The sequence below is a fragment of the Pontibacter actiniarum genome (genome assembly GCF_003585765.1).
In the GTDB taxonomy this organism is placed as follows: Bacteria; Bacteroidota; Bacteroidia; order Cytophagales; family Hymenobacteraceae; genus Pontibacter; species Pontibacter actiniarum.
The window spans coordinates 1,866,087-1,882,669 of the sequence record NZ_CP021235.1 but is presented as its reverse complement, the minus strand read 5'-3'; the positions used below and the strand labels follow the sequence as shown (position 1 = coordinate 1,882,669).

The following is a 16,583-nucleotide window of genomic DNA, read 5'->3' as shown; positions in this document are numbered from 1 at the left end:
CCAATTACCCCAACTTCATGGGTAAAGGTGGGGCTAAAATAAGCCCAGCTGTTTTCCTTTTCGCTGGCAAAAGTGGCTGTAATTGTAAGGCTTCATGCTGCGGTCAGCCATGTATTTCTGCCTGCTCACCCGGAACAGTTTCGAGATAAGCTCGGCAAATTTCCCCTCGCCCCCCATGCGCACGCCAAAACGGCTGTCGTTGAGGCTGCCCCCGTGGCAGTCGGCAATCTGGCTTAGCACCTTTTCTGCTTTTTCGGGGAAGGCCTGCCTGATCCAGTCCTCAAAGATAGGTCCGATGCTGCCGTTCAGCCTTACGATGGTATAGGCTGCGTTGGAGGCGCCTGCATCTGCGGCTGCCTTGATAAGGGCGGGAATTTCGGAATCGTTCAGGCCCGGTATAATGGGCGCCGTCATCACATTTACCGGAATACCGGCTTCGCTCAGCTGGCGTACCACTTGCAGGCGTTTAGCGGCGGAGGCAGTGCGGGGCTCCAGCTTTTGCCTGAGTCCTTCGTTCAGCGTAGTGATGCTTATGTTGGTATGCACCAGATCATACTTGTTTAGCTCCTGCAGCAGGTCCAGGTCACGCAGGATAAGGCTGTTTTTGGTGATGATGCTAACCGGGTGGCGGTACTGCAGCAGCACCTCCAGTACCTGCCGCGTCAGCTTCTTTTTAGACTCAATAGGCTGGTAGCAGTCGGTGTTGCCGGCCAGCATGATCGGCATCACCTGCCAGCTGGGGCTTTCCAGTTGCCTGGCCAGGGCTTCGGCCGCATTCTCTTTCACGATGATCTTGCGCTCAAAGTCCAGGCCGGCTCCGTAGCCCCAGTACTGGTGCGTGTTGCGGGCGTAGCAGTAAACGCAGCCGTGCTCACAGCCCTGGTAAGGGTTTAGCGAATAGCCCAGTCCCACATCGGGGCTATCCACCTTATTGACAACCTTCTTCGGGTGCTCCTGCAGAAATTCAGTTTTCGAGTTGCTGCGCATTGGCTCGTCCAGCCCCTCCACATGCGCTGTAACATACTCCTGCTTCAGGTAAGGGTTCTGCGGGTTGTACTGGGCTCCCCGGCCTTTCAAATAATCTTCTGCCTTGCTCATACTAGCTATACTTTGTGCTAATATAATTGGTTTTGCTAAGTTATTTAGTTTCTATGTATAGCTGGGGCGAAATAAAAAGAGGTTTGTCAGGAGTAAACAGCAGGCCGTGGCAAGGCAGCCGTTTTGATGTGGTCGGAGCAGTACCTAAAGCTGTATCTACAAAAACAATGGCGTTGCCTGTGCGCTATGCTTCCGTGAGAGCGATAGCTTTTTTGTAGGCGGCCACAGCCCTGTCGCGCGCCATGCTGTGATCTACCATGGGCTGAGGATAGGCAGCAGTTCCGAATTCAGGAACCCACCGTTTGATATAGGCTTGTTCGGGGTCAAACTTTGCGGCCTGGCTCGTCGGGTTAAAGATGCGGAAGTATGGCTGGGCATCGGCTCCGGTGCCGGCGGCCCACTGCCAATTGCCTACGTTGCTCGCCATGTCGTAGTCCAGCAGCTTTTCGGCAAAAAAGGCTTCGCCCCACCGCCAGTCAATAAGCAGGTCTTTTACCAGGAAGCTGGCGACCACCATCCGCACGCGGTTGTGCATAAAACCAGTCGCGTTCAGCTCCCGCATGCCGGCATCTACCAGAGGGAAGCCTGTTTTGCCCTCGCACCATTTTTCAAACTCCTCTTCGTTGTTGCGCCATACGATGTGCCGGAACTTAGGGGCAAAGCTCACTGCCGCCGATTCGGGAAAATGAAAAAGCAGTTGCAGAAAGAACTCCCGCCAGATCAGTTCCTGGAGCCACACATCGCTGTGCTCCAGGGCCGCCCGCACCGCCTCCCGTACACTGACGGTGCCAAAGCGCAGGTGCGGGCCCAGGTGGGATGTGGCGTTTTTGGCAGGCAGGTTTCTGGTTTGCTCATACGCTTGCAAGGTGTTGGCAGAGAAGTCTGCCCTGGGCACCAGTAGGTCAGAAAGTGCAAAGCCCACATCCTGCAGTGCGGGTATGGGAGTTTTAGGATGCTGATAAAAGTGGCCGAAATGCGTGTGGGTCGGGTAGGAGGCTGCCAAGGTGGGCGTAAAAGCTTTTTTCCAGGCATTTTTGAACGGCGTGTATACTTTATAAGGTGTACCGCCCAGCGTCATGATCTCCCCCGGCTCCATTATCACCTGGTCTTTAAACGATTGGAAGGCTACCCCCTGCTGTTGCGCCAGCCTGGCGATTTCCTGGTCCCGGTGGCGGGCGTAGGGCTCATAGTCGCGGTTGGTATAGATGGCCTCCACGTTATACTTCTGCATTAGCTCTTTAAACACTTCCAGCGGCTTTCCATGCCGCACGAGTAGCGTGCTCCCCTGTGCCTCCAGTTTGCGGTGTAGCTCCAGAAGGGTGTTGTATATAAAAGTAACCCGGGCGTCTTTCCCATTCTCCAGCTTGTCCAGGATGGCGCTGTCTAATATGAAGAGAGGCAACACGAGTTTGCCCGACGTGAGGGCATGGAAGAGGCCGGCGTTGTCGTGCAGACGCAGATCGCGCCGGAACCAGAAAAGGAGCATCTGTTTAGGGTAGAGGTTAGGGATAGTTTATACTTGTTGAGCCTTTAAAGCAGCTTGACTGTGCTCATGCCGCCGTCCACGTGCAGGACCTGGCCCGTCATCCAGCCGGAGTCATCGCTGAGCAGGAAGAGTGCGGCAGCGGCCATGTCCTGTGGCTGCCCCACACGGCCCAGCGGGTGCCGCCGGGCTGCGGCGGCGGCTTTTTCCGGCGTGCTGAGCAGGGGCTGGGCAAGCGCCGTGTCTGTGAGCGACGGGGCGATGGCGTTAAAGCGGACCGAGGCCGCGGCGTATTCGGCGGCCAGGGAAACGGTAAGCCCCTGCACCGCTGCTTTGGCGGTGGCCACGGAAGTATGGTAGGGCATGCCCAGCTGCGCTGCTACCGTACTGAACAGCACAACGCTGGCGCCCCCGGCCTTTTTTAGCAGCGGCAGCACCGCCTGCAGCACCTGCACTGCCCCCAGCACGTTCAGCTCCAGGTCGTGGCGGAAGTCCTCCACTTGCAGGCGCTCAAAGGGCTTTAGCTTAATGCTGCCGGGGCAGTACACCAGGCCGTGCAGCACGTCAGGCATCTCCTCCATAAACGCAGCATCAACCTGCAGCGCATCCAGTGGCAGGTGCTGCAGGTTAAGCGCTTCCGCTTCCGCCGACTGCTTCCGGGAGGCGGTCAGCACGTTGGCTCCTTTCTCCTGAAGCTGCCTGGCGGTTTGCAGCCCGATGCCGGAAGTGCCGCCTACGATAAGTATGTTCTTGTCTTTGAATGGCATGTGATGGGAGAGGTTTGTTCCAGTTGCCTCGCCTAACCTTAACCTGCAGGCCTTTCTTTTGTTTCCGGTGCTTGGCGCGGGTAGTAACGGAACCCGGGGAGCCTTAAAATCAGCCCTTGCGTGCAGCAGGTGCGGTATATAACCTTCTGGTGAAAAAACATGTATTATCAGCAGCCGAGGCTCAATATTTAATCTTGCTAATATTAGTTTGTGCCACAGGAATTAAGTATATTAGGATTTATTGTCTGCATGCATACCTTTTTAGGCCTGCAGCCCACATGCATAAATGAATAACCTTTTACAACATCTCACCTTCTATGAAAATCAAAAAAGTACTTGTCGCCAACCGTGGCGAGATTGCGATTCGGGTCTTACGCGCCTGTACCGAACTCAACATCGAAACGGTAGCCATTTATACTTACGAGGACCGGTATTCGCTGCACCGCTACAAGGCGGATGAGGCCTACCAGATCGGAAAGGACAACCAGCCGCTTCAGCCCTACCTGGATATCGAGGGTATCATTAAAATAGCGAAAGAGAACGGTGTCGACGCTATCCACCCGGGCTACGGCTTCCTGTCGGAGAACCAGCACTTCTCGCAGAGGTGTGCCGATAACGGCATCATCTTCATAGGCCCTAGGCCGGAGGTGATGGCTTCGCTGGGAGACAAGATAGCGGCCAAGAAAGTAGCGATCAGTTGCGAGGTGCCAATCATCCAAAGCAACAACAAGGATCTCGATAGCTTTGAGACAGCGCTGGAAGAGGCGCACCGCATCGGGTACCCGCTTATGCTAAAGGCTGCCGCCGGCGGTGGCGGTAGGGGGATGCGCGTTATCCGCGACGATGACCAGCTGGAGAAAGGCTTTTTTGAGGCAAAGAACGAGGCCCTGAAGGCCTTTGGAGACGACACGCTGTTCCTGGAGAAGTACGTCGAGAACCCAAAGCATATCGAGGTGCAGATCGTGGCCGATACCTATGGCAACATCACACACCTGTTTGAGCGCGACTGTTCGGTGCAGCGCCGTTTCCAGAAGGTGGTGGAGGTGGCCCCGGCCATCAGCCTGGAGGAGGAAACGCGCCACAAGCTCTACGACTACGCGGTAAGCATCTGTAAGGCTGTGAACTACAACAACGTGGGCACGGTCGAGTTTCTGGTGGAGCCGCATTCCAACAATATCTACTTTATCGAGGTGAACCCGCGCATCCAGGTAGAGCACACGGTAACGGAAATGATCACCGGCATTGACCTGATCAAGACCCAGATTTACGTGGCTGCCGGTTACCGGCTGGATGATGAAGAGGTGCTGCTGGGGCCGCAGCACGTTGTGCGGGCAAACGGCGTGGCGATCCAGTGCCGTATCACGACCGAGGATCCGGAGAATGACTTTAAGCCGGACTACGGCACCGTGATCGCGTATCGCAGCGCCGGAGGCTTCGGCATTCGCGTAGACCAGGGCAGTGTGTATACCGGTGCCAAGATAAGCCCGTTCTTCGATTCGCTGCTGGTGAAGGTCTCCACGCATGCGCCAACCCTGGCGCTGGCCGCCACCAAAATGGCGCGCACGCTCGATGAGTTCCGTATCCGGGGCGTAAAGCAGAACATTCAGTTCCTGCAGAACATCATCAACCATCCGAAGTTTATTTCAGGCGATGCCACGGTGGACTTTGTGAAAAGTCACTCGGAGCTCTTTGTGTTTAAGCAGCGGAAGGACCGTGCCACCAAACTGCTCACCTTTTTGGCGGATGTGATTGTGAACGGCAACCCGGATGTGAAAAAGGTGGAGCAAGACAGGGTGCTGCGAAAACCTGACTTCCATAGTTTTAACCTGTCGAAGCCGTACGAAAAAGGCACTAAAGATTTGCTGACAGAGCTGGGGCCGGAGGAGTTCTCCAAGTGGCTGCGCAACGACCCGCAGATCCACTACACCGACACCACCTTCCGGGATGCGCACCAGTCGCTGCTGGCCACGCGCATGCGCTCTTTTGATATGCTCAAGATTGCCGAGGCCTATGCCAAAGACCATCCGCAGACCTTTAGTATGGAGGTATGGGGCGGGGCTACCTTTGATGTGTGCCTGCGCTTCCTGCACGAAGACCCGTGGGATAGGCTAGCCGAGATACGCAAATCAGTGCCTAACATACTGCTGCAAATGCTGCTCCGTGGCTCCAACGGCGTTGGCTACAAAGCTTACCCGGACAACCTGATCGAGGCTTTCGTGGAGAAGGCCTGGGAGACGGGCGTGGACATTTTCCGCATCTTCGACTCGCTGAACTGGATGAAGAGCATGGAGCCGTGCATCAACTTCGTGCGCAAGCGTACCAAAGGCCTGGCCGAGGGAACCATCTGCTACACCGGCGACATCCTCAACCCGAAAAAAACAAAGTATAACCTGGCGTACTACCTGCAGCTGGCAAAGCAACTGGAGGACGCGGGTGCGCATATACTGGCCGTGAAAGACATGGCCGGCCTGTTGAAGCCTTATGCGGCAACCGAGCTGATTACCGCTCTGCGCGATACGGTTAAAATTCCAATCCACCTCCACACCCACGACACGTCGTCGGTGCAGTCTGCCACTTACCTGAAGGCTATAGAGGCAGGTGTTGACGTGGTGGACGTGGCGCTGGGGTCGCTCTCGGGCCTTACCTCGCAGCCAAACTTTAACTCTGTTGTGGAGATGATGCGCTTCCAGGAGCGGCACCGGGAGTTTGACCAGGCCAGCCTGAACAACCACTCTGCTTACTGGGAGACGGTACGGGAGTACTACTACCCGTTTGAGTCTGGTCTGAAGGCGGGCACGGCCGGGGTGTACCAGCATGAGATTCCGGGAGGGCAGTACTCCAACCTGCGCCCGCAGGCCAATGCCCTGGGGCTAGGTGCCAAATGGGAGCAGATTAAGGCGACGTATGCCGAGGTGAACCAGCTGTTCGGGGATGTGGTGAAGGTAACGCCAAGCTCCAAAGTGGTGGGGGATATGGCGCTGTACCTGGTGTCTAACGACCTTACGACGGTGGACGTGCTGGAGCGGGGCAACCAGATTTCCTTCCCGGAATCGGTGCAGTCGTTCTTCCGCGGGGAGCTGGGGCAGCCGGAGGGCGGCTTCCCGAAAAAGCTGCAGGACATCATCCTGAAAGAGGACAAGCCCTTTACTGACCGGCCGAACGAACACCTGGCGCCTGTGGACTTCGATAAGGAGTTCGAAGCGTTCCAGCAGAAGTATGGCAAAGACAAAAAGTTTACCGACTTCCTCTCTTATGAGCTCTACCCGAAGGTATACGACGATTACAACAAGCACCTGGAGCTGTACGGCGATGTCTCTAAAATTCCGACGCGCCTCTTCTTCTACGGGCTGCAGCCGGGCGAGGAGGCCATCATCGACATTGCGCGCGGTAAGTCTATTGTGGTCAAGTACCAGTCGGTGGGGCACGTGAACGAGGACGGTATGCGCACCGTGTTCTTTAAGCTGAATGGGCAAAGCCGCAACATCGATGTGCGCGACCGCTCAGTGAAGGTGGAGCGGGTAGAGCATCAGAAAGTCGATAAAACCAACCCGAAGCAGATCGGGGCGCCCCTGCAGGGCATGCTCTCCAAGGTGCTGGTAGAGAAGGAGCAGAAGGTGAAGAAGAACACCCCGCTCTTCGTGATCGAAGCCATGAAAATGGAAACCACCATCACGGCCTCCGAAGACGCCGAGGTGGTAAGCATACACCTGCCCGAAGGGGAGTTGGTAAATACCGATGACCTGGTGCTGGTGCTAAGCTAAAACAGGCGACACTGTTTGCCGAGGCCACCGCTTGTAGAGGCGGTGGCCTCTTTTTTTGAGCCGGACGAGCAATTGTTTTGGCCTGGGGCTATGGTTTTTTAAAATTAAACTTTAGACTTGTTGTTTCGTTTTAAGATGGTTTTATCTGAACAGGATGGGGGAGGGCTTGCCCTGTGCGCCATGCTGGTTACAACAATTCGATAGTTTCATGTTTATAGCTTTAAGTACATTTGAGATTGCCAACGACATGGCGGCAGAGGTGAAGGAGGCGTTTGTAAACCGCCCACAATTGGTAAATGACGCGCCCGGGTTTGTGCGGCTGGATGTGCTGAGCCCTAAAGACAATGCGAATGAAATTTGGATGATGACCTTTTGGACGGACGAGGAAAGCTACAATACCTGGTACAAAAACCACATGCGCGAGTCGCACCAGGGGGTGCCGAAAGGGGTGAAGCTTGTGCCGCACAGCGCCAAGGTCCGCCTCTTCGACCATATAACGGACTAAGCAAGTATAAGACCTTAAAAGCCAAAGCGCGCAGCATTATAATGCTGCGCGCTTTGGCTTTTAACGCTACCAGAAAAACTACGCGGCCCTGCTGAAGGCGCTGGCAGGCAGAAGCGGGTTTGTGCCCTTAGGCGCAGCCCCGCTTTATTTTGTACTTATCTGCCATGCGCCGCACCGCTTTCCGCCGCACGGTACTTGCCCATCCAAAATAATAACAACTTTTTTAGCTGACATCAGTTTTAAATATAGATTTGCAAATATGCTGCATGCATACTATTTTTGATGAAAGCAGTTCGGGATGGACTGGCAGCCGGTTAGTCATCCTCGTAGTCGAGGCCCATCATTTTGTTGTATGCCTGCTGTAGCTCCGAGAAAGCGTGCATGTTGCCTTCCTGGCGGCTAACCTGCATTCCTTTCTTGTAGGTGCGCTCTGCCACATCGCTTTGGCCAAGCTCCTCGTATAGTTTGGCAGCGTGGTAGTACGTGCCTACATAACTCTCGTGCTCGGCCAACAGTCTTTCGTAAAACTCCAGCGCTTTTTGCGGGTTTTCTTTACGGTATTCCGTGGCAATGGCGTATAGTGTAAAAGAATCGTTCGGGTCTTCTTCCAGGAACTTAAAGAGCTGTTCTAATCTGCTTTGGTTCATTTCGAATTGGCTATATTTTAATTAACTTCGCAACAAATCTAAATTTAAAAAGCTAACATTTCTAACCATGAAAATATTAGTTTGCATCAGTAACGTACCGGATACCACTTCCAAGATCAACTTTACGGCTGACAGCAAGGCGTTTGACAAGAACGGCGTGCAGTTTGTAATTAACCCTTGGGATGAGTATGCGCTGACAAGAGCCATTGAGCTGAAAGAGGCAAAAGGTGGCACCGTAACCGTATTAAACGTAGGGGAGGCCGACGCAGAGCCGAACATCCGCAAGGCACTGGCTATTGGTGCAGACGATGCCATCCGCGTAAACGCCAACCCGACTGACGCGTTCTTCGTGGCGCAGCAGATTACTGCCGTGGCAAAAGAGAACAACTATGATATGATCCTGATGGGCAAAGAGTCTATTGACTACAACGGCTCGCAGGTGCATAGCATGGTGGGCGAAATGCTGGGCATCCCATCTGTTGTTCCTGCCTTTAAGCTGGACATGGTGGACGATAGCACGGCCCGCCTGGAGCGCGAGATCGAAGGTGGCAAAGAAGTGGTGGAGGTGAAGCTGCCGTTTGTGGCAAGCGCACAGCAGCCAATGTCGGAGCCACGCATCCCGAACATGCGTGGTATCATGACGGCCCGTACCAAGCCTTTGGCCGTAAGAGAGCCGGTTAGCGCCGAAGCCAAGGCGGAGTACGTAAACTACAGCAAGCCGGAGAAAAAAGGCGGGGTGAAGATGATCGACCCTGAGAACGCCGGCGAATTGATTACATTATTGAGAAACGAAGCTAAAGTACTATAAGATATGTCTGTATTAGTATTTGTAGAAGGTCTTAACGGAGAGATCAAAAAGTCCTCGCTAGAGGCGGCAACTTACGGAAGCCAGGTCGCACAGCAGCTCGGTACAACAACCACGGCTGTAGCCATCGGCGATGTGCAGGAGTCTGCACTGGCCGGTTTGGGTGCGCAGGGCGTTAGCAAGGTGCTGTACGATTCTGACAGCCGCCTGAACCAGTTCGTGGCCGACGCTTATGTGAAAGTGATTGCCAAGGCCGTAGAGCAGGAGAACGCGACAGTGTTGGTGTTCTCTAACTCAAACATCGGTGCTGCCGTGGGCGCTAAGCTTGCCGTGCGCCTGAACGGTTCCCTGGCAACTAACGTTACCTCGCTGCCTAAAACAGATGGCGGCTCATTTACGGTAACCCGCGGCGTGTTCTCAGGAAAGGCATTTGCCGATGTGGCGCTTACCTCTGACCTGAAAATTGTAGCCATCAAGAAAAACTCTATCGATATCACCTCTGGTGAAGGCACTGCCACGGTAGAGAGCATTTCTGCCGACCTGACGGACGCAGACTTTGCCGCTACACCGAAAGAGACAGTGATGCAGGATACCAACGGCGGCGTACTGCTGCCGGAGGCGGAGATCGTTGTGTCAGGCGGCCGTGGCTTGAAAGGCCCGGAAAACTGGCACCTGATCGAGGATCTTGCAAAAGAATTAGGCGCAGCCACTGCCTGCTCCAAGCCCGTGTCTGACATGGACTGGAGACCTCACCATGAGCACGTTGGCCAGACCGGTATTACCGTGAGCCCTAACCTTTACATCGCCGTAGGTATCTCAGGGGCTATTCAGCACCTGGCTGGGGTTAACTCTTCTAAAGTGATTGTCGTTATTAATAAGGATCCTGAAGCGCCGTTCTTCAAAGCCGCTGATTACGGTATTGTGGGCGATGCGTTTGAGGTTGTTCCTAAATTAATCGAAGCTGCCAAGGCTTTAGACAAATAGACTTTAGAAGAAGATACTGTGAAGAAAATTCAGTTAGAGATACTCGGGCTCTCCTCCAGCCAATCGCAAACGGGCTCGTTTGCACTGGTGCTGGGAGAGAGAGAAGGAAACAGGCGGCTGCCCATCATTATCGGTATGTTTGAGGCGCAGTCCATCGCTATCCAGATTGAAAAGATAAACCCTAACCGCCCGCTCACGCACGACTTGTTTAAGTCGTTTGCCGAGGAGATGGACGTACGCGTGACAGAGATACTGATCTCTGACCTGAAAGAGGGGGTGTTCTACTCCAAGATTGTTTGCACCAACGGCAACAAAGAGTTTGAGCTAGACGCACGCCCCTCCGACGCCATTGCTATCGGGCTGCGCTTCGGAGTGCCTATCTATACCGTAGAGAGCGTGCTGTCGGAGGCTGGGATTATACTTAGCGACCTGGAAGAAGAGGAGGAGGAAAACGAAGACATGGCTATAAAAAGCAGCTCTTCCGCTACTAGCTCCGGGGCCAAGAGTGAGCCCCTGCATCAGACTTCGGTGGATGAGCTCAACAAAATGCTGAACGAAGCTCTTGAGAAAGAGGACTATGAGAAGGCCGCCAAAATACGCGACGAGTTGAACAAGCGCAACTGATTTAACATCAAGTATAGAATCTGAAAAGGTTCGGCACCAAGTGGTGCCGAACCTTTTTGTTTTATAAGATTTTCCGCTTAATTTTGACGGATTTAGTCTTTCAACCAACCTATAATGTACGATATCCTCAGAGGGCTCGGTGGCCTGATTGTGCTCATTGGCATCGCCATCTTGTTCTCAAGAAACAGAAAAGCCATCGACTGGAAACTGGTCGGCTTTGGTATTTTCCTCCAGATTCTTTTTGGTGTTCTGGTCACGCAGGTGCCCTTCGTGACAGATGCTTTTGCCTTTGTCAGTAAACTGTTCGTAAAGCTGCTGAGCTTTTCGCAGGCAGGGGCAGAGTTCCTCTTCGGGAGCCTGGCCAACCCGGCCAATAACGGCGGGCTTGGGTTTATCTTCGCCTTCTCGGTGTTGCCCACTATCATTTTCTTTTCCACTGTTTCGGCGGGTTTATACTACCTGGGTGTGCTGCAGAAGATCGTGTTCGGTATCGCCTGGGTTATGTCTAAGGGGATGAGGTTATCCGGGGCGGAAAGCTTGTCGGCGGCCGGCAACATCTTTCTGGGGCAAACGGAGGCGCCTTTGCTCGTGCGTCCGTTTATTTCGCGCATGACCAAGTCTGAGCTGATGTGCCTGATGACGGGTGGTATGGCGACACTGGCAGGTGGCGTGCTGGCAGCGTATGTGGCCTTTCTGGGCGGTAGCGATATAAACCAGCAGGCGGTATTTGCCGCGCACCTGCTGACAGCCTCTATCATGAACGCGCCGGCTGGTATTGTGTTGGCTAAAATCCTGGTGCCGGAAACGGAGCCCGAGAAAATCCACACAGAGCTGGAGGTAAACGAGGAGCAGCTGGGGGTGAACCTGATTGATGCCCTGAGCCGCGGTGCCGCAGACGGCCTGAAGCTTGCTGCCAACGTAGGCGGTATGCTGCTTGCCTTTATTGCTGTTATTGCACTGCTAAACTACATCCTGATTAAAATCGGCGGCCTTACAGGTATGAACGAGTTTGTGGTTGCCAGCACGAATGGCCAGTTCGACGGTTTCTCGTTCCAGTACATCCTGGGGCAGATCTTCCGGATTTTCGCATTTATTATGGGGGTGCCGTGGCAGGATACCCTACAGGTAGGTAGCTTGTTGGGCCAGAAAACGGCTGTAAACGAGTTTGTGGCTTACCTGGACCTGGCCAACATGAAGGCAGCCGGTACGCTGGGCGATAAAGCCCTGATCATGGCTACGTATGCACTCTGCGGCTTCTCCAACTTCAGCTCCATTGCGATTCAGGTGGGCGGTATTGGCAGCATGGCCCCCAACCAGCAGGGTACCTTGTCCAAACTTGGCTTCCTGGCGCTGCTTGGCGCTTCGCTGGCGTGTATGATGACGGCTACGGTAGCCGGCATGCTCTACGCTCTCTAAAGCTCCTCGTTTAGCTATAAACGCAAAAGGCCTCCCGCTACTGAAAGCGGGAGGCCTTTTGCGTTATGGGGCTTACAGGGAGAGCTATTCTTTGTTCTGGCTGTTTTGCTCCGCCTCCTCTTCCTCCTCTTCAATCTTCTTGGCGTCGCGCATCAGGCGGTTGGCAAAGATGAAGTCGTTCAGCTCCCGTACGTCGGTGTCCAGAATGTCATCGCGGGTGCCTTCCCATATTTTTTTGCCCTCGTAGAGGAACATGATCTTTTCCCCGATTTCGATCACGGAGTTCATGTCGTGCGTTACCACAATGGTAGTGATGCCGTATTCCGCTGTGATCTCGGCAATGAGCTCGTCAATTTTAATGGCCGTGAGCGGGTCCAGCCCTGAGTTCGGCTCATCGCAGAAGAGGTAGGTACAGTTCGGGGCGATGGCACGCGCAATACCAACCCGCTTTTTCATACCGCCACTCAGCTCCGAGGGCATCTTTTTGTTTGAGTTCTCCAGCCCCACGCGCTGCAGGCAAAAGTTAACGCGGTCCATACGCTCATCTTTGGGCATATCGGAGAGCATTTTGAGCGGGAACTCCACATTCTGCTCCACCGACATGGAGTCGAACAAAGCAGAGCTCTGGAAGAGCATGCCTATCTTCCGGCGAATCTCCTGCCGGATGTCCAGCTTGTTGTTGGTGAAGTACGTGCCATCGAAGGTTACGCTGCCGATGTCCGGCTTTATCAGGCCTACAATGCACTTCAGCAGTACGCTCTTGCCCGTGCCGCTGGCCCCGAGCAGTAAGTTGGTCTTGCCGGTTTCAAACACGCCGCTAATGCCGTCTAGTACTTTCTTGTCGCCAAAGCTCTTGTGTATGTTGTGTATTTCAATCATGTGGTTCTGTTCGGTAATGAGGTGGAGGAGTTCGTGCCGCTGAGGGCAGACTTGTGGCAGGCGCCGCTACAGCAACAGCTGCGCACAAATAAAGTCCGCGATAAGCACAGCTATGACACTGTTGGTTACGGCCGTGGTGCTTGCGGCACCTACCTCCAGGGCTCCTCCTGAGGTAAAATAGCCTCTGAAGGATGATATTGAAGCAATGAGAAAGGCGAATACCTCAGCCTTGATCAGCGCAAAAACAATGTTGTAGGGTATAAAGTCGCCCCGAATACCCGTGATGTACTCCTGTGCCGTTACCTCGCCGGTTAGAATGCCTGCGAAATATCCCCCTGCTATACTTAGGAACATGGAGATGATCACCAGCATCGGGAACACAAGAAGGGCGGCCAGCACTTTTGGCAGCACCAGGTAAGAGGCGGAGTTAATGCCCATTACCTCCAGGGCGTCCACCTGCTCGGTTATCTGCATCGTTCCCAGGCCGCCGGCTATACTGGAGCCGACCTTGCCTGCCAGTACGATGGAGGTGATGGTGGGCGCCAGTTCGAGTATGGTCATCTCACGCACCATAAAACCGATGGTGGAGCGTGGAATAAGGGCGTTTACCAGGTTGTAGGACGTCTGTACAGAGGTAACTGCGCCTATAAAGGTAGATACTATGGAAACAATAAAGATGGAGTTAATGCCGATCAGGACTGCCTCGTCGATGGTGCGGTTAAAGATTATTTTCGAAGACTCAGTCCGGGTGAAAAGACTCTTCATGAAAATCAGGTACTTTCCGAAATGTTGCAACATATTGCGGTGCTCAGGTATTTAAAACAAGCGAATAAACGCGTTTCTAAACAAAAATACTCTTAAATACCTATATTACGTCTAAAATTGTAAAACATATAAAACTGCACTTACTATGCAACGATATATTTTGGTGACAGGCGGTACAAAGGGAATTGGCCGGGCCGTTATAGAACAGTTCGCCAAAGAAGGCTTCCATATTATCACCTGTTCCCGAAACGAAAAAGATCTGCAAAAGTTAAAGCTCGACATTGAGCAGCAGTATACCTTCTCAAAGGTTTTTTACCAGGAGGCCGACCTCAGCGACCGCGGCTCGCTGCAGCGCTTCAGTAAGTATGTGCAGGACCTGGGCGTGCAGGTAGACGTGCTGGTGAACAACAGCGGGTTGTTTATTCCGGGCAAAATAACGGAGGAGGATGACGAGGCGCTGCCTTTCATGATCAACACCAACCTCTACAGCGCCTACTATATGACCAAGGCCTTTGTGCACGGCATGATCGCCCGCCGCTCCGGCCATATCTTTAACATGTGCTCTACGGCAAGTATAACGCCATATATTAACGGCGGGTCTTACTGCATCTCCAAATACGCGATGCTGGGGATGACGAAGGTGCTGCGCGAGGAGCTGAAGGAGCATAACGTGCGCGTGACAGCCATACTTCCGGGGGCAACCCTTACAGCCAGCTGGGAGGGCGTGGACTTGCCTCCGGAGCGCTTTGTAAAAGCCGAGGATGTAGCCATGGCCGTGTGGAACGCCTACGCTTTATCAGAGAACAGCGTGGTGGAGGAACTGCTGATCCGGCCGCAGCTGGGTGACCTGTAAGACCTAAGAATACGGGGTGAAAGGATGCTGCCTGTGTAACTGCGTGAAGTTGTTCGATGCCACGCGATGTGTAGCGAGCGCAACCGTAGCTTTTATACTTTGTGCCAGGAGCCGGTATGCAGGCAGCGTTAAGCCAGTTGCCAAGCTGGCGTTCACGCACCCACTCATTCAAAATAAACCTAAGAAACTATGAATCTGGAAGGAAAAGTAGCCGTTGTAACCGGCGTTAGTAAAGGAATAGGCCTGGCCACTGTAAAGGGCCTCCTCGAAAAAGGGGCGCATGTAGCGGGCTGGGGGCGTACGGCACCGGAACTGCAGCACGAGCGTTTCCACTTCTTTGAATGCGATGTGCGCCATAACGAGTCGGTGCAACGCGCGTTTGACCAAACCATTTCCCGCCTGGGCACCCACGTGCAGGTCCTGGTAAACAATGCGGGGCTTGGGATAGCCGGTTTGCTGGAGGACATGAGCCTCGACGACTGGCACACCATGTTTGAAACCAACGTGAACGGTATCTTTTACTGCACCCGCCTGGTACTGCCCGGCATGAAAGAGCTGGAGGAAGGGCATATCATCAACATTTCTTCTATTGCGGGCACGACAGGCATTGAGCAGATGTCCGGTTACTGTGGCACCAAACACGCCGTGCGCGGTATTTCGCACTCGCTTTACAAGGAGGTGCGCGAGTACGGGGTGAAGGTAACCTGCATTTACCCGGGCTCTGTGCAAACCAACTTCTTCGACAACATAGAGAGTGTGACGGTGAATGAAAACATGATGCGCCCCGAAGATATCGCCTCTACCGTTTTGCACGCCCTGGAGTCTCACCCGAACTACCACCACGTGGATATTGAAGTTCGCCCCCTTATGCCAAAAGGCAGGCGCCGGAAGTAGCTACAAGTGTGGCGCGGCTTTTGTAGCTTTGCGGTATCACATTACCAATGGAGAGGGGAGCTTGCTTTATAGCCCCTTCTTTATGCATCATACTATAGATGTCTGTCGAAGTAAAGAACCTTTCAAAAGTATATGGTGGTCAGCGTGCCGTAGACGATATTTCGTTTACGGTGGAGCGAGGACAGATTCTGGGCTTTCTGGGCCCTAACGGAGCCGGCAAGTCCACGACCATGAAGGTGGCTACCTGCTACCTGCCTCCCTCCGCGGGAACGGTGCTGGTGGCTGGCCACGATGTGGTGCAGGAGCCCATTGCCGTGCGCCGCAGCGTGGGTTATCTGCCGGAGCACAACCCGCTTTACCTGGATATGTATGTGCACGAGTACCTGCAGTTTGTAGCGTCGGTGTATGGGTTGAAGGGCAAGTTTGCCAGGGCCCGCGTTCAGGAGATGGTGGAGCTGTGCGGCCTCACGCTGGAGCAGGGGAAGAAGATCGGTGCCTTGTCCAAGGGCTACCGCCAGCGGGTGGGGCTGGCCCAGGCGCTGGTGCACGACCCGCAGGTGCTGATCCTGGATGAGCCGACCACCGGGCTAGACCCCAATCAGATTGTGGAAATCCGCTCGCTTATCAAACGCATCGGGCAGGACAAGACCGTGATTTTCTCTACGCACATCATGCAGGAAGTTGCCGCTATCTGCGACCGGGTGGTGATCATTAACCGGGGCAAACTGGTGGCGAACAGCGATGTGGCAAGCCTGCAGACCGCTGGCCGCGACGAGAAGGTGACACTGGTGGAGTTTGAGGCCCCTATAGAAGCAGCCGCGCTGCAGGCTATACCGGGGGTACTGCGTGTGGAGCTGGCACAGAACCACACCTATCGCATTACCTCCAGCAAAGCCGCTGATGTGCGCTCGAACGTGTTCCGCATTGCGGCGGAGCGTAATTGGCCGCTCGTGGGCCTGCGCCAGGAAGAAAACTCCCTCGAACAGATCTTCCAACAGCTCACGAAGAATTAGAAATTCAAAATTAAAAATTAGAAATGGTGAAAAGGGGAATGCAGGTAACGTGTTTTCTCAATTTCTAATTTCTAATTCATAATTTTTAG

Annotated in this window: 15 protein-coding genes; 9 read left to right on the top strand and 6 right to left on the bottom strand. The window is 54.0% G+C overall.

Annotated features, from left to right (window positions below; all coding sequences use genetic code 11):
• Positions 1 to 33 precede the first annotated feature (33 nt).
• The 3 genes from CA264_RS08185 to CA264_RS08175 all read right to left on the bottom strand — a co-directional run bounded on the left by CA264_RS08185 (position 34) and on the right by CA264_RS08175 (position 3,348).
• Positions 34 to 1,098 (bottom strand): PA0069 family radical SAM protein, encoded by a 1,065-nt coding sequence (locus CA264_RS08185; protein ID WP_025606210.1) that lies wholly within the window; start codon positions 1,096 to 1,098, stop codon positions 34 to 36.
• A 184-nt stretch (positions 1,099 to 1,282) separates the two neighbouring features.
• Positions 1,283 to 2,584, bottom strand: coding sequence for a cryptochrome/photolyase family protein (locus CA264_RS08180; RefSeq protein WP_025606209.1), 1,302 nt, complete (start codon positions 2,582 to 2,584; stop codon positions 1,283 to 1,285).
• A gap of 44 nt (positions 2,585 to 2,628) precedes the next feature.
• Entirely contained in the window at positions 2,629 to 3,348 is a 720-nt protein-coding gene (locus CA264_RS08175; protein WP_025606207.1) for an SDR family NAD(P)-dependent oxidoreductase, read from the bottom strand.
• 317 nt (positions 3,349 to 3,665) lie between these two features.
• Here CA264_RS08175 and CA264_RS08170 point away from each other — a divergent pair, with 317 nt between their 5' ends.
• Both CA264_RS08170 and CA264_RS08165 read left to right on the top strand, forming a co-directional pair.
• Positions 3,666 to 7,109 carry a pyruvate carboxylase gene (locus CA264_RS08170; RefSeq protein WP_025606206.1) on the top strand — a complete coding sequence of 1,148 codons (3,444 nt, stop codon included), beginning with the start codon at positions 3,666 to 3,668 and terminating at the stop codon, positions 7,107 to 7,109.
• 208 nt (positions 7,110 to 7,317) lie between these two features.
• Complete coding sequence (locus tag CA264_RS08165; protein WP_025606204.1) at positions 7,318 to 7,614, top strand: antibiotic biosynthesis monooxygenase family protein; 297 nt, start codon at positions 7,318 to 7,320, stop codon at positions 7,612 to 7,614.
• 314 nt (positions 7,615 to 7,928) lie between these two features.
• On the opposite strand, the gene CA264_RS08160 is transcribed toward CA264_RS08165, so the two are convergent.
• Positions 7,929 to 8,261 (bottom strand): hypothetical protein, encoded by a 333-nt coding sequence (locus tag CA264_RS08160; RefSeq protein WP_025606202.1) that lies wholly within the window; start codon positions 8,259 to 8,261, stop codon positions 7,929 to 7,931.
• A gap of 67 nt (positions 8,262 to 8,328) precedes the next feature.
• Here CA264_RS08160 and CA264_RS08155 point away from each other — a divergent pair, with 67 nt between their 5' ends.
• The 4 genes from CA264_RS08155 to CA264_RS08140 all read left to right on the top strand — a co-directional run bounded on the left by CA264_RS08155 (position 8,329) and on the right by CA264_RS08140 (position 12,090).
• Positions 8,329 to 9,069, top strand: coding sequence for an electron transfer flavoprotein subunit beta/FixA family protein (locus tag CA264_RS08155; protein WP_025606200.1), 741 nt, complete (start codon positions 8,329 to 8,331; stop codon positions 9,067 to 9,069).
• A gap of 3 nt (positions 9,070 to 9,072) precedes the next feature.
• Positions 9,073 to 10,050: an electron transfer flavoprotein subunit alpha/FixB family protein gene (locus CA264_RS08150; protein WP_025606198.1), complete on the top strand. Its 978-nt coding sequence runs from the start codon at positions 9,073 to 9,075 to the stop codon at positions 10,048 to 10,050.
• Positions 10,051 to 10,068: 18 nt separating this feature from the next.
• Complete coding sequence (locus CA264_RS08145) at positions 10,069 to 10,674, top strand: bifunctional nuclease family protein (RefSeq protein WP_025606196.1); 606 nt, start codon at positions 10,069 to 10,071, stop codon at positions 10,672 to 10,674.
• A gap of 114 nt (positions 10,675 to 10,788) precedes the next feature.
• The gene (locus tag CA264_RS08140) at positions 10,789 to 12,090 is read left to right on the top strand and encodes a NupC/NupG family nucleoside CNT transporter (protein ID WP_025606194.1); all 1,302 of its coding nucleotides are present in this window, start codon (positions 10,789 to 10,791) and stop codon (positions 12,088 to 12,090) included.
• Positions 12,091 to 12,174: 84 nt separating this feature from the next.
• On the opposite strand, the gene CA264_RS08135 is transcribed toward CA264_RS08140, so the two are convergent.
• Both CA264_RS08135 and CA264_RS08130 read right to left on the bottom strand, forming a co-directional pair.
• Complete coding sequence (locus CA264_RS08135) at positions 12,175 to 12,969, bottom strand: ABC transporter ATP-binding protein (protein ID WP_025606192.1); 795 nt, start codon at positions 12,967 to 12,969, stop codon at positions 12,175 to 12,177.
• A 66-nt stretch (positions 12,970 to 13,035) separates the two neighbouring features.
• Positions 13,036 to 13,767, bottom strand: coding sequence for an MlaE family ABC transporter permease (locus CA264_RS08130; RefSeq protein WP_211233386.1), 732 nt, complete (start codon positions 13,765 to 13,767; stop codon positions 13,036 to 13,038).
• Between the two features lie 112 nt (positions 13,768 to 13,879).
• Here CA264_RS08130 and CA264_RS08125 point away from each other — a divergent pair, with 112 nt between their 5' ends.
• The 3 genes from CA264_RS08125 to gldA all read left to right on the top strand — a co-directional run bounded on the left by CA264_RS08125 (position 13,880) and on the right by gldA (position 16,494).
• On the top strand, positions 13,880 to 14,587 hold the full coding sequence (locus CA264_RS08125) for an SDR family oxidoreductase (RefSeq protein ID WP_025606188.1): 708 nt from the start codon (positions 13,880 to 13,882) through the stop codon (positions 14,585 to 14,587).
• Between the two features lie 189 nt (positions 14,588 to 14,776).
• The gene (locus CA264_RS08120; protein ID WP_025606186.1) at positions 14,777 to 15,481 is read left to right on the top strand and encodes an SDR family oxidoreductase; all 705 of its coding nucleotides are present in this window, start codon (positions 14,777 to 14,779) and stop codon (positions 15,479 to 15,481) included.
• A 98-nt stretch (positions 15,482 to 15,579) separates the two neighbouring features.
• On the top strand, positions 15,580 to 16,494 hold the full coding sequence (gene gldA, locus CA264_RS08115) for a gliding motility-associated ABC transporter ATP-binding subunit GldA (protein WP_025606184.1): 915 nt from the start codon (positions 15,580 to 15,582) through the stop codon (positions 16,492 to 16,494).
• The last annotated feature ends 89 nt before the right edge of the window (positions 16,495 to 16,583 follow it).